Source organism: Klebsiella sp. RCJ4, from assembly GCF_009025755.1.
Lineage (GTDB): Bacteria > Pseudomonadota > Gammaproteobacteria > Enterobacterales > Enterobacteriaceae > Klebsiella > Klebsiella michiganensis.
On record NZ_WCIN01000004.1, the window covers coordinates 159,132 to 172,469 of the forward strand.

12 protein-coding genes are annotated in these 13,338 nt (G+C 58.6%); 5 read left to right on the forward strand and 7 right to left on the reverse strand.

The features are described from left to right. Window position 1 precedes the first annotated feature (1 nt). From F8562_RS01760 to yegS, 5 genes are all read left to right on the forward strand, one after another. The gene (locus F8562_RS01760; protein ID WP_014230099.1) at window positions 2-1,417 is read left to right on the forward strand and encodes an MFS transporter; all 1,416 of its coding nucleotides are present in this window, start codon (window positions 2-4) and stop codon (window positions 1,415-1,417) included. Continuing rightward, on the forward strand, window positions 1,414-2,949 hold the full coding sequence (gene baeS / locus F8562_RS01765; protein WP_014838977.1) for a two-component system sensor histidine kinase BaeS: 1,536 nt from the start codon (window positions 1,414-1,416) through the stop codon (window positions 2,947-2,949). Before F8562_RS01760 ends, baeS begins: the two co-directional genes overlap by 4 nt. Beyond that, complete coding sequence (gene baeR / locus F8562_RS01770) at window positions 2,946-3,668, forward strand: two-component system response regulator BaeR (protein WP_014230101.1); 723 nt, start codon at window positions 2,946-2,948, stop codon at window positions 3,666-3,668. The genes baeS and baeR overlap by 4 nt, the downstream gene beginning before the upstream one ends. Before the next feature lie 318 nt (window positions 3,669-3,986). Next, window positions 3,987-5,348: a tRNA 5-hydroxyuridine modification protein YegQ gene (gene yegQ, locus F8562_RS01775; protein WP_014230102.1), complete on the forward strand. Its 1,362-nt coding sequence runs from the start codon at window positions 3,987-3,989 to the stop codon at window positions 5,346-5,348. Between the two features lie 244 nt (window positions 5,349-5,592). Continuing rightward, complete coding sequence (gene yegS / locus F8562_RS01780) at window positions 5,593-6,486, forward strand: lipid kinase YegS (protein ID WP_009654032.1); 894 nt, start codon at window positions 5,593-5,595, stop codon at window positions 6,484-6,486. Here yegS and F8562_RS01785 read toward each other — a convergent pair whose 3' ends face one another. From F8562_RS01785 to F8562_RS01815, 7 genes are all read right to left on the reverse strand, one after another. Next, window positions 6,487-6,957 carry a hypothetical protein gene (locus tag F8562_RS01785; protein WP_014230103.1) on the reverse strand — a complete coding sequence of 157 codons (471 nt, stop codon included), beginning with the start codon at window positions 6,955-6,957 and terminating at the stop codon, window positions 6,487-6,489. After that, window positions 6,944-7,744, reverse strand: coding sequence for a winged helix-turn-helix domain-containing protein (locus tag F8562_RS01790; RefSeq protein ID WP_038423091.1), 801 nt, complete (start codon window positions 7,742-7,744; stop codon window positions 6,944-6,946). The genes F8562_RS01785 and F8562_RS01790 overlap by 14 nt, the downstream gene beginning before the upstream one ends. Window positions 7,745-8,160: 416 nt before the next feature. After that, window positions 8,161-8,934, reverse strand: coding sequence for an ABC transporter ATP-binding protein (locus F8562_RS01795; protein ID WP_014230105.1), 774 nt, complete (start codon window positions 8,932-8,934; stop codon window positions 8,161-8,163). A gap of 10 nt (window positions 8,935-8,944) precedes the next feature. Continuing rightward, complete coding sequence (locus F8562_RS01800) at window positions 8,945-9,808, reverse strand: ABC transporter ATP-binding protein (RefSeq protein ID WP_014230106.1); 864 nt, start codon at window positions 9,806-9,808, stop codon at window positions 8,945-8,947. Next, window positions 9,780-10,685 (reverse strand): ABC transporter permease, encoded by a 906-nt coding sequence (locus F8562_RS01805; protein ID WP_014230107.1) that lies wholly within the window; start codon window positions 10,683-10,685, stop codon window positions 9,780-9,782. The genes F8562_RS01800 and F8562_RS01805 overlap by 29 nt, the downstream gene beginning before the upstream one ends. Then, window positions 10,682-11,719: an ABC transporter permease gene (locus tag F8562_RS01810; protein WP_014839013.1), complete on the reverse strand. Its 1,038-nt coding sequence runs from the start codon at window positions 11,717-11,719 to the stop codon at window positions 10,682-10,684. Before F8562_RS01810 ends, F8562_RS01805 begins: the two co-directional genes overlap by 4 nt. Then, window positions 11,716-13,338: an ABC transporter substrate-binding protein gene (locus F8562_RS01815; RefSeq protein WP_014839014.1), complete on the reverse strand. Its 1,623-nt coding sequence runs from the start codon at window positions 13,336-13,338 to the stop codon at window positions 11,716-11,718. The genes F8562_RS01810 and F8562_RS01815 overlap by 4 nt, the downstream gene beginning before the upstream one ends.

A 13,338-nucleotide genomic window follows, 5' to 3' on the forward strand; every position in this document is an offset into this window, starting at 1 on the left:
CATGACAGATCTTCCCTCCAGCGTGCGCTGGCAGCTGTGGATAGTGGCCTTCGGCTTTTTTATGCAGGCGCTGGATACCACTATCGTTAACACCGCCCTCCCCTCCATGGCGCAGAGCCTCGGGGAGAGCCCGCTGCATATGCATATGGTTATTGTCTCCTATGTGCTAACGGTGGCGGTGATGCTGCCCGCCAGCGGCTGGCTGGCGGACCGGGTCGGGGTGCGGAATATCTTTTTTAGCGCCATCGTGCTATTTACCGCCGGCTCCCTGTTCTGCGCGCAGGCCGCCACGCTCGATCAGCTGATACTCGCCCGCGTGCTGCAGGGCGTCGGCGGCGCGATGATGGTGCCGGTTGGCCGCCTGACGGTGATGAAAATCGTCCCGCGCAGTCAATATATGGCGGCGATGACCTTCGTCACCCTGCCCGGCCAGGTGGGTCCGCTGCTCGGCCCGGCGCTCGGCGGGATGCTGGTGGAGTACGCCTCCTGGCACTGGATCTTCCTGATCAACATTCCGGTCGGCATCGTCGGCGCCATCGCCACGCTGTGCCTGATGCCCAACTACACCCTGCAAACCCGGCGCTTTGATATCTTCGGCTTTATTCTGCTGGCCGCCGGCATGGCGACGCTGACCCTGGCGCTCGACGGTAAAAAAGGGCTCGGGCTCTCCCCCCTGTGGCTGACGGCGCTGGTGGCCATCGGCGCGGCGTCAATGCTGTGCTATCTGTGGCACGCGCGCGGCAACCGCAACGCGCTGTTTAGCCTGAAGCTGTTTACCAACCGCACCTTTTCTCTCGGCCTTGGCGGCAGCTTCGCCGGGCGTATCGGCAGCGGCATGCTGCCGTTTATGACGCCGGTGTTTTTACAGATCGGCCTCGGCTTTACGCCGTTCCACGCCGGGCTGATGATGATCCCGATGGTGCTCGGCAGCATGGGGATGAAGCGCATTGTGGTCCAGGTGGTCAACCGCTTCGGCTATCGCCGGGTACTGGTGACCTCGACGATTGGCCTCGCGCTGGTCAGCCTGTTGTTTATGGCCGTTGCGCTCGCCGGCTGGTACTGGCTGCTGCCGGTGGTGCTGTTCCTGCAGGGGATGATTAACTCCAGCCGCTTTTCTTCAATGAATACGCTGACCCTGAAAGATCTGCCCGACGATCTGGCCAGCAGCGGCAACAGCTTGCTGTCGATGGTCATGCAGCTGTCGATGAGTATCGGCGTCACTATCGCCGGAATGCTGCTCGGTCTCTACGGCCAGCAGCATATCAGCGCCGATGCGGCGATCGCTCATCAGGTCTTTCTCTATACCTACTTAAGCATGGCGGTGATTATCGCGCTGCCGGCGCTGCTTTTTTCCCGCGTACCGGATGACACCACGACCAATACCGTGATTCGTCGCCGTAAAAGGAGTGAGTCTTGAAGTTCTGGCGTCCCGGCATTACCGGCAAGCTGTTTATCGCGATCCTCGCCACCTGCATCGTGCTGCTGATCAGTATGCACTGGGCGGTGCGTATCAGCTTTGAACGCGGCTTTATTGACTATATCAAGCGCGGCAACGAACAGCGCCTGACCATGCTCGGCGATGCCCTGAGCGAGCAGTATGCCCAGCACGGCAGCTGGACGTTCCTGCGCAACAACGACCGCTTTATTTTCCAGCTGCTGAAAACCTTTGAACGCGACAACGATGACCGCTCGCCGCCGGGCCGCGGTATGGGCCACGGTCCGATGGATGAGCCGCACGATGGCCCCGGCCCGGAAGAGATGCCGCCGGACGCCGCGCCGGACCGGCCGCTCGACGGTCCACGCGGCGATCGTGGCGACCGCGGTCCCGGCCCCGATATGCCTCCGCACGGCTGGCGCACGATGTTCTGGGTGGTCGATCAAAAAGGACGCGTACTGGTGGGCCCGCGCGAACGCGTGCCGAAGGACGGTACCCGGCGCAGTATTATGGTCGACGGCGTTGAGGTTGGCGCGGTCATCGCCTCGCCAGTTGAACGCCTGACGCGCAACACCGATATCAACTTTGACCGCCAGCAGAAACGTACCAGCTGGCTGATTGTCGCCCTCGCCACGCTGCTGGCGGCGCTGGCCACCTTCCCGCTGGCGCGCGGCCTGCTCGCGCCGGTTAAACGCCTGGTTGAGGGGACGCACCGTCTGGCGGCCGGCGATTTCTCCACCCGCGTCGCCGCCACCAGCAGCGATGAGCTGGGGCGTCTGGCCAAAGATTTTAACCAGCTGGCCAGCACTCTGGAACGCAACCAGCAGATGCGCCGGGACCTGATGGCCGATATTTCCCACGAGCTGCGCACGCCGCTGGCGGTGCTGCGCGGCGAGCTGGAGGCGATTCAGGATGGGATCCGCAAATTTACCCCGGACTCCATCGCCTCCCTGCAGGCGGAAGTCGCCACCCTCACCAAACTGGTCGATGACTTACACCAGCTGTCGATGTCCGATGAAGGCGCCCTCTCCTACCAGAAAACCTCGGTGGATATCATCAATCTGCTGGAGGTCGCCGCCGGCGCGTTTCGCGAGCGCTTCGCCAGCCGCGGGCTGTCGATCGGCGTTTCGCTGCCGGAAAGCGCGACGATTTTCGGCGACCGGGATCGCCTGATGCAGCTGTTTAATAACCTGCTGGAAAACAGCCTGCGCTATACCGATAGCGGCGGCGGCCTGCAGATTAGCGCCAGCCAGAGCGGCGATGGGCTGGTTCTCGAGTTTGCCGATAGCGCCCCCGGCGTCACCGATGAACAGCTGGAGCGGTTGGTTGAGCGTTTTTATCGTACTGAGGGGTCGCGCAATCGTGCCAGCGGCGGCTCTGGTTTAGGGCTGGCGATTTGCCTTAACATTGTCGCGGCCCACGGCGGTACTTTGCGTGCCGGCCATTCGCCTTTGGGCGGGGTTAGCATTAAAGTAGAACTACCTCTGGAACGTAATTTATCGAGAGACGTATGACTGAATTACCTGTTGATGAAAACACGCCACGCATTCTTATCGTGGAAGATGAGCCCAAGCTGGGTCAGCTGCTGATCGATTATCTTCAGGCGGCGGGCTATGCGCCGACGCTGATTAATCACGGCGATCGGGTTCTCCCGTACGTTCGCCAGACGCCGCCGCATCTGATCCTGCTGGATCTGATGCTGCCCGGCACCGACGGTCTGACCCTGTGTCGGGAAATCCGCCGTTTCTCTGAGGTACCGGTGGTTATGGTCACCGCCAAAATCGAGGAGATCGACCGCCTGCTGGGGTTAGAAATCGGCGCCGATGACTATATCTGTAAGCCCTACAGCCCGCGTGAGGTGGTGGCCCGCGTGAAGACCATTCTTCGCCGCTGCAAACCGCAGCGCGATCTGCAGGCGCTGGATGCGGAAAGCCCGCTGATTGTCGACGAAGGTCGTTTTCAGGCTTCCTGGCGCGACAAGCTGCTGGACCTCACGCCCGCCGAGTTCCGCCTGCTGAAAACCCTCTCCCAGGAACCGGGTAAAGTCTTCTCGCGCGAACAACTGCTGAATCACCTGTACGATGATTACCGCGTGGTGACCGACCGAACGATCGATAGCCATATCAAAAACCTGCGGCGTAAGCTGGAGTCGCTGGACGCCGAGCAGTCGTTTATCCGCGCCGTTTACGGCGTAGGGTACCGCTGGGAAGCCGACGCCTGCCGGCTGGCATAATTAGCCCCTGCCCGACTTTTCCCCGGCTCGCGCTGCGCTTAGCCGGGCTACTGGCTCACCGCCGTCTGCGGGCGGGGTAGCCCGGACAGGCGCGTCAAGCGCCGCCTCCGGGGAAAAAGCAGCGGCTGAAACCGGCAGATAGCGGCCGCTTGATGCCTACCCGGAACTGATTTGCCGTCCGCTTATCGCCAAAGATACCCGACTGATATTTACTCCCCTCCCCCAGGGCGCTACAATGCCCGCCCTTAATGTGGGGGCACTCCCCAACTCGCCGTACCGGGTGCGGCGAATCTGACCTGTCATCAGAACGAGAAAATCATGTTTAAACCGGAACTCCTTTCCCCGGCGGGAACGCTGAAAAATATGCGTTACGCTTTCGCTTATGGCGCAGATGCCGTTTACGCGGGCCAACCGCGCTACTCCCTGCGCGTGCGTAATAACGAATTCAATCACGAAAATCTGCAGCTCGGCATCAACGAAGCCCACGCGCTGGGTAAAAAATTCTATGTGGTGGTCAACATTGCCCCGCATAACGCCAAGCTGAAAACGTTTATTCGCGATCTGAAGCCGGTGGTGGAAATGGGACCGGACGCGCTGATCATGTCCGACCCGGGGTTGATCATGCTGGTGCGCGAAAATTTCCCGCATATGGATATTCACCTGTCGGTACAGGCCAACGCCGTCAACTGGGCGACGGTCAAGTTCTGGCAGCAAATGGGGCTCACCCGCGCTATTCTCTCCCGCGAGCTGTCGCTGGATGAAATCGCCGAAATTCGCAGCCAGGTGCCGGAAATGGAGATCGAAATTTTCGTTCACGGCGCGCTGTGCATGGCCTACTCCGGCCGCTGCCTGCTCTCTGGCTATATCAACAAACGCGACCCAAACCAGGGGACCTGCACCAACGCCTGCCGCTGGGAGTATAACGTGCAGGAAGGTAAAGAAGACGACGTCGGTAATATCGTGCATAAGCACGAACCGATCCCGGTGCAGAACGTCGAGCCGACGCTGGGCATCGGCGCGCCGACTGACCAGGTGTTTATGATTGAAGAGGCCAAACGTCCGGGCGAATACATGACCGCTTTCGAAGACGAACACGGCACCTACATCATGAACTCGAAGGATCTGCGCGCGATTGCCCACGTTGAGCGCCTGACCCAGATGGGCGTCCACTCGCTGAAAATCGAAGGCCGCACCAAATCACATTACTATTGCGCCCGTACCGCTCAGGTCTACCGCAAGGCCATTGACGATGCTGCCGCTGGCAAACCGTTCGATACCTCCCTGCTGGATACCCTGGAAAACCTCGCGCACCGTGGCTATACCGAAGGCTTCCTGCGTCGCCATACGCACGATGACTACCAGAACTACGAGCACGGCTACTCCGTTTCCGAACGCCAGCAGTTTGTCGGCGAATTTACCGGCGAGCGCAACGGCCAGCTGGCAGCGGTGGCGGTGAAAAACAAATTTTCCGTCGGCGACAGCCTTGAGCTGATGACCCCGCAGGGCAACGTTAACTTTACCCTCGAGCATATGGAAAATGGCAAAGGTGAACGCATGCCGGTCGCGCCGGGCGATGGCCACACAGTATGGTTGCCTGTTCCGGAAGATATGGCGCTGCAGTATGCGCTGCTGATGCGTAATTTTACTGGTCAGACGACCAGAAATCCGCACAGTAACTAGTTAATTTGGGTTATTTTTTCACGATGTAAAGATATTAGAAACGGATCACATACCGGTTCGTTCAAAGCAGATATCATCCATTTCGCTGAAAAACATAACCCATAAATGCTAGCTGTACCAGGAACCACCTCCTTAGCCTGCGTAATCTCCCTTACGCGGGCTTATTTTTTTATCTCTCTCCCGGCCTTCCCTTTCCGCATGCGGTACACTTTATGCATCATTGAGCAACAAAGGTCCCCTGATAATGTCCACGTTTCCAGCCAGCTTACTGATTCTGAATGGTAAAGGCGCCAATGAACCGTCCCTGCGAGAGGCGGTTAAACTGTTACGCGACGAAGGTATCGATATTCACGTCCGCGTCACCTGGGAAAAGGGCGATGCCGTTCGGTTTATCGATGAAGCCCTGACGCTGAATGTCGAAACGGTGATTGCCGGCGGCGGCGATGGCACCATCAATGAGGTGGCGACGGCGCTGGTGGAGCGCGACGGCAATCTGGCGCTGGGGATTTTACCGCTGGGCACGGCGAACGACTTCGCCACCAGCGTCGGCATCCCCCAGGATCTGGCCAGCGCCCTGAAGCTGGCCATCGTTGGCCGCGATGTGGCGATAGATGTTGCACGGGTTAACGATAAGACCGGTTTTATTAATATGGCCACCGGCGGTTTCGGCACCCGAATCACGACCGAAACCCCGGAGAAGCTCAAGGCCGCGCTGGGCGGCGTCTCTTATTTAATCCACGGTCTGATGCGCATGGATACGCTTAAGCCGGACCGCTGCGAAATCCGCGGCGAGAACTTTCACTGGCATGGCGACGCGCTGGTCATCGGCATCGGCAACGGGCGCCAGGCCGGCGGCGGCCAGCAGCTGTGCCCGGAAGCGTTAATCAACGACGGCCTGCTGCATCTGCGCATTTTCACCGGCGAAGAGCTAATCCCCGCGCTGTTCAGCACCCTGGCCAATCCGGAAACCTCGCCGAATATTATCGACGGCGTCTCATCGTGGTTCGAGATCACCGCACCCCACGAGATGACGTTTAATCTCGATGGTGAACCGCTAACCGGCAAAACCTTCCGTATGGAGCTGTTACCGGCCGCGCTTCGCTGCCGACTGCCGCCGGACTGCCCGCTGCTACGTTAATCAGGTTTCGCAAAGCAAAGACGGCGCCCGGCTGGTATACAGCAGCCGGGTACGTTCGTTGAGCCGCTGGATGTTAAGGTAAAACGGTACCTGCGGCTGGAGGAAAAACGCTGGCAGGATACGCTTTACATGCTCCTCCTGCTCGGTCTCGCCGATGCTGGCTGAGACGGTTTCCGAACGCAGGAAGTAGTGCTGGCCGTCGCGGGTAAAGCTAAACCAGATGTTCTGATTAATGGTAAACGCAGCGCCCTGCGGCGGCGTAATTTCCCCCCGGACCATCGCCAGCCCGCGGCTGCTATCAAATACGTAGCGTAAGGAAATATCGCCCTGGTAGCCTGCGTTAATTAGCCGCATCTCGCCGCTGCACTGGAAATGATTGCGCTGCCAGTATTGCCAGGATTTGATCATTATTCCGCTAAGCACCCCGATAAATACGATAGCGATTAACCATTTAATTTCACGCGGGCGCATTGGCTACCTCCTTAATGTAATATTTGGTGAGGCATTGATTATCACGCCATTGACTAAATGGCTGACGGCAGCGAATCACCGACACCCGCGCTTGCCCGGGATAAAGCGTCAAATAAATCCACGAGTATTCTTCACATTCAAATTTGCTGCGCTTGATAAAATTGACATGACGAACGTGATCAACCACATCATTATTGGCAAAAAAATGACATTGTTGCGAAAATTTAGCAATTATGGGCGAATAAGTTTGCAAATAAGAGTCGAATTCTGTTTGCCACGCAACAAAACCGCCGACCAGACAGCTCAGCAGCGCCGCAAGCCCCCATAACAGAGAGCATCGCGGCCTTAACCGCTTTTTTTCAGGCACACTCGCAGCCGCGACCTCCTCGTGCACGGGCCCATCCAGGGGCACCTGTGGCTCCGGCGCCTTCTCCATCTCGCACGGCTGGGACTCCGTCACCGATATTGTCGCATCCAGCCTGACGCCAACCCTCGGCAGCGTAATAATAATATCGCCCTCCATGCCCAGCTCTTTAAATGCCCGGCGCAGCAGAGAAATATTCTGGTAGAAACCGTTGCTGGTTACCTGGGAGCCATGCTTTATCCACACTTCCTCGAAAAAGGTTTCGCGGGCAACGGTTTTGCCATCCTGCTGAATAAGCAGCAATAAACAACGGCTGGCCGGCATATTTAATGAAACCGTTTTCGTCTCGTCAGCAATGAGTATTAGAGCACCACGTTGAGGAATAAATGTAATTATTCCATTAATCGTATATGTTTTTTCCATCCTGTTCCCTGAGAATAGTAATCAAGTGGATAAGCGGCATGGGTACCCTACTCTAAATACGGTAATCCTTTATGACGCAGCTGATAACTTAAGATTATTCGCAGGCGAGTTTACTCTATTACTCAGCGGATCTGGAGGCGTAATACGCAGTTTTTCCTTGCAATTAACAAGGTTTAAATGAATTTACAGCATGGAATATTTTGAGATTTGAAGAAAATCTGGTTATTTATTTCAAAATGAATAATAAACACAAGTTATGATTCCATATATTTTCATTCATACAACAGATACTTTCATTTTAGATCTAAACACCACTTTTACATTAATAGACGATATTTATAACTATTAATACATATCATTTCAAAGTTTTATCCAAAAACAGGGCGCATTATCCGCGAGACAATGCGCCATATCGCTTAGTATGCCGCCACCTCGCGCGCCATTTCGCGCGTATATTGCCGGCTGGCGTTAACCAGCATCTGCGTATAGGCCGTTTGCGCCTCGCCGTTGACCAGCGCATCGACCGTCAGGGTTTCAAGGATTTTCCCGTACTGCATTACCGCCACCTTCTGGCATAAATGGGCAATGACGCCCAAATCGTGGGTCACCATCAGGTAAGTGAGTTTAGCCTCCTGCTGCAATTCTGCCAGCAGGTTGAGGATCTCGGCCTGCACCGACACATCCAGCGCCGACGTCGGCTCATCCAGCAGCAGCACCTGCGGCTCAAGGATCAGCGCTCTGGCAATCGCCACGCGCTGCCGCTGGCCACCGGAAAGCTGATGCGGATAGCGTTCGCGAAACGCACGATTGAGGCCCACTTTGTCCAGCAGCGCATGAATCCGCCGGTCGCGATCGTGAATGCGATGAATCTGCAGCGGCTCTTCAAGGATATCGCCAATGGTGTGACGGGGATGCAGCGATCCGTACGGGTCCTGAAATACCATCTGCACCTGACGGCAGCGCTCGCGGCTAATCTCATGCCCTAAGCGCTGCCCGTCAATGGTTAACTCCCCCTGCCAGTGGGTAAACAGCCCCGCCAGGCACTTCAGCACCGTGGTTTTGCCGGAGCCGGACTCCCCCACCAGACCGTAGATCTCGCCGGGCTTAACGTGGAAATTAACGTCGTACAGCACCTGGTTACGCTTCTCCCCTTCGCCAAACGCGAGGTTGAGACGTTGAACTTCAATCATCATCCACTCCTTATTCCGTTAACCAGCTGGCCTGGCGCTGCAGCACCGGCAGTATCGGGCGACGATGCTGCATATCCGGCAGCGAGTTAATCAGCCCCTGAGTATAGGGATGACGGGCGTTATCGAGGTCGCAGGCGGCAATAGACTCCACCACCCGTCCGGCGTACATCACCAGCACGCGGTCGCAAAAGCTGCGCACCAGGTTGATGTCGTGGCTAATAAAAATCAGCCCCAGCCCGCGCGACTGAACCAGATCATCCAGCAGGCCCAGCACCTGCAGGCGCACCGACACGTCCAGCGCGGAGGTCGGCTCATCGGCAATGATCAATTCCGGGTCGGTAATCAGCATCATGGCGATCATGATGCGCTGCCCCTGTCCGCCGGATATTTCATGTGGATAAAGCTGATAAACGCGCTCCGGCTGGCGAATACGCACCACCTCCAGCATCTCCAGCGCCTTTGCCTTCGCCTCATCTTTGCGTCCCGGATGATGGGTCAGCCAGGCCTCGGCGATTTGCTTACCGACGCAGACCACCGGATTAAGCGAATATTTCGGGTCCTGCATAATCATGGAGATACGTTTGCCGCGCACGCCACGCATCTGCGCTTCAGTAAGATGCAGCAGATCGAGGTTGGCAAACTGCATCCGGCTGGCGCTGACGCGGGCCTTTTTCGGATGCAGCTGCAGCAGGGCGCGCCCAACGGTGGATTTACCTGAACCGGACTCGCCGACAATGGCCAGCTTTTCGCGCCCCAGCTGGAAGGAGACGCCGCGCACGGCATGGGTCACCGCGCTGCCGTTAACAAAGTCGACGCACAGATCGCGCACGTCGAGCAGCGGAGCATTATTCGCTGCGGGGATCGAGGATGTCACGTAGGCCATCTCCTAAGAAGTTAAACGCTAAGCTGTTGATCAGAATCGCCAGCCCCGGAATCGTAACCACCCACCAGCACTCCATCATGTAAGTGCGCCCGCTGGAGATCATCGCCCCCCACTCCGGCTCCGGCGGCTGCGCGCCGAGCCCGAGAAAGCCCAGACCGGCCGCGGTCAGAATGATCCCGGCCATATTCATGGTGATACGGATAATGACCGAGGGCAGACACAGCGGCACGATATGGCGCCAGAGGACGCGGGCCGATGATGCGCCCTGCAGACGTACGGCGGAGATAAAATCGGCCTGGCGCAGAGAGAGCGTTTCGGCGCGCGCCAGGCGGGCTATCGGCGGCCAGGCGGTGAGCGTGATGGCGATAACCACGTGCTCCAGCCCCGGACCTAAGGCGGCGACAAACGCCAGCGCCAGGACCAGACTCGGGAAGGAGATGAAAATATCGGTGACGCGCATCAGCACCATATCGACCTTACCGCCAAAATAGCCGGCGCAAACGCCGAGCAGCAGCCCGAGCGGACCGACGGTCACCGAGACCAGCAGCACGATATAGAGCGTGATGCGCGAGCCGTACACCAGGCGGCTAAATATATCCCGGCCAAACTCATCGGTGCCGAACCAGTGCTGCGCGTTCGGCGCGACCAGCGCGCTGTTCAGGTCCTGCACCAGCGGGTTATACGGCGCAATCAGCGGCGCGAAAATCGCCACCACCAGCAGCAGAAAGATAATTCCGCCGCCGATGGCCGTTAGCGGGTTGCGCGCCATTTTGCCGATAAACCCGACGGCCCGCGCCGCCGCGCGTTGCAGCCGCTGACGGCCTTCGCCCGTGCCGCCCGAAAGCGGCGAATCCAGAGAAACGGTCATGATTTTGTCCTCGGGTCAAAGAATTGATACAGCATGTCGGAGAGCAGGTTGAGCATCACGAAGATCGCCCCCACCAGCAGCACGCAGCCCATTACCGCATTCATATCGCCCAGCAGCAGGCTACCGGTGAGGTAGGAGCCGAAACCCGGCCACGAGAAGACGGTTTCAATCAGCACCGCGCCTTCCAGCAGCGCGCCGTAGGCCAGCGCCACCACCGTCAGCAGCTGTACGAGGATATTGCGAAACGCGTGGTTCCAGATGACCTGACGCTCGGTCAGCCCCTTCACCCGCGCGGTAATAATGAACTCCTGCGACAGCTGGGCCAGCATAAAGCTGCGGGTCATGCGGCTGATGTAGGCCAGCGAGTGAAAGCCGAGCAGCGAGGCGGGCAGAATCAGGTGATTAATTGCGTTCCAGAAGACCTGACCGTTGCCCGCCAGCAGCGCATCAACGGTCATCAGCCCCGTGCGGCGCGGCACCATACCGTCCAGACCGAGGTCTACCCTCCCGGCGCCGCCCACCCAGCCGAGCCAGGCGTAGAAGACTAAAAGCCCCATCATCCCGACCCAGAAAATCGGCGTCGAGTAGCCCGCCAGGCTGATAATGCGCACGACATAATCGGCGACGCTATTGCGCCGCGCCGCCGCCAGCACGCCCAGCGGAATACCGAGGCCCGCGCCGACGAGAATCGCCATCGTCGCCAGCTCCATGGTGGCCGGGAAGACGCGGATAATGTCGTCCACCACCGGTTTCCCGGTCAGCAGCGCGTTGCCCAGATCGCCGTGCAGCAGGTTGACGAAATAGATGCCAAACTGGGTGGTCAGCGATTTATCAAACCCCAGCTGATGGTAAACCTGCTGGTAGGTACTCTGGTCAGCGTCCGGACCAACAATCGCCAGCACCGGGTCGATGGGCATGACGCGGCCAATAGTGAAGGTCAACAGCAGCAGGCCGAACAGCGTAATCACCACCTGCAGCAGCCGTTTTGATAAGCGCCGGCCGCGTGAGCCGGGCGCAAGGATTGCGATACTCATCCTTTTTCTCCTTCGCGGACTTTATCGACGTCACGCAGAAAAGTGGTGGCAGAGGGGTGCGGCTGATACTGCCGCACCTCGTTACGCACCACCACGGAATCGACCATCTGCGAAAGCGGAATAAGGGCCGGGACCAGCTGGTCGTAGCGCGTCTGGATGGCCTGGTAGTCGGCCACCTGTTTTTGCGGATCGCGTTCCAGCAGGGTGCGGTCAATCATCGCGTTGAGCTGCGGGTCGTAAAAGCCGGTGCGCCAGCCCTGGAAGTTGGTCAGGCGCGCCTCATCGCTGTTATCCGGGTTATAGACCAGCGCGCGCAGGCTGGAGTGCGGGTGCGGCTCCATTCCGCTGCCGCCGCGTCCTACCAGCAGGTCAAATTTACGCTCGCGCATCGCGCCGTAGATCTGGTTACCGGTGCCGGTGATAATTTTGGCGTTAATCCCCGCCTGCATCAGCGTCGACTGCACGGCGATTGCAATGTTCAGGAACGGCTGATCCGAGAGGACCCGCAGCGTGGTATCAAAGCCGTTGGGATAGCCTGCTTCCGCCAGCAGCTTTTTCGCCCGCGCCACGTCCAGCTTATAGCCCGGGTCGGGCAGCGTTGACGGCATGCCCGCCTTAATCGGCCGCTGGTGCAGCACCCCGTAGCCCGGCATCAGCGCTTTATTGATGCCCTGGTAGTCAATCAGATAGCGCACCGCTTCACGCACTTTCGGATGGGCGAAGTGCGCCTCTTTCATGCTCATCGCCACGTAGTACATGGTGCCGCGCTGCACCGCGTCGACGGTCAGCTGGGGGTCGCTGCGCAGGGCGTTGATGTCGGAAACCGCCATATTGTTGGCAATATCGAGGTCGCCTTTTTCGATCATCAGGCGCAGGGTTTGCGACTCCTGGAAATGGCGCAGCACCACGCGGCTCATTTTCGCCTCGCCGCGCCAGTAGTCAGGATTGCGCTTCATGCGCAGCACATCTTTCGCCTGCCAGGTTTCCAGCGTGAACGGCCCGGAACCGGCTTCATGGGTGGTCAGCCAGCGGTTACCCCAGTCGTTATCCTGCTGGTGGCTTTGCACCGTTTTGCTGTCGAGCACTCCGAGGTTGCCCAGCGCCGCCAGCGAGTAGATCACCAGCTGCGGGTCGTTATCTTTGGGCAACACGATCTGCACCGTGAAGCTGTCCGGCGCGCTGACCTGGCCGTCGATGTTTTTCTGACTGAAGCCGTAGGATTTCCATACCGAGGCCTGCGCCAGGTTGAGGTGCAGGATGCGCCGCATCGACCACACCACGTCGGCGGCGGTCAGCGGATTGCCGGAGTGAAATTTCACGTCGTCGCGCAGATGAAAGGTCAGGGTTTTGCCGTCGGGGCTGATATCCCAGGATTTCGCCAGCGCGGGCTTAACGTTGGTGAGCTGCTCAGGGTCAAGCTCCACCAGCGAGTCGTAGAGGTTGACCACGATCCCCACCACTTCATTACCGGTCATCGCCGCCGGGTCCAGGGTGAGCAGGTTATTCATATTCATACCGATGATGAGCTGGTCGGGCGGCGTTTTCGCCATCGCCGCCCCGCTCCCCATCGACACGGCGAGCGCGAGCAAGCACGCTGCCAGTCGGGAGGTTTTTTTCAT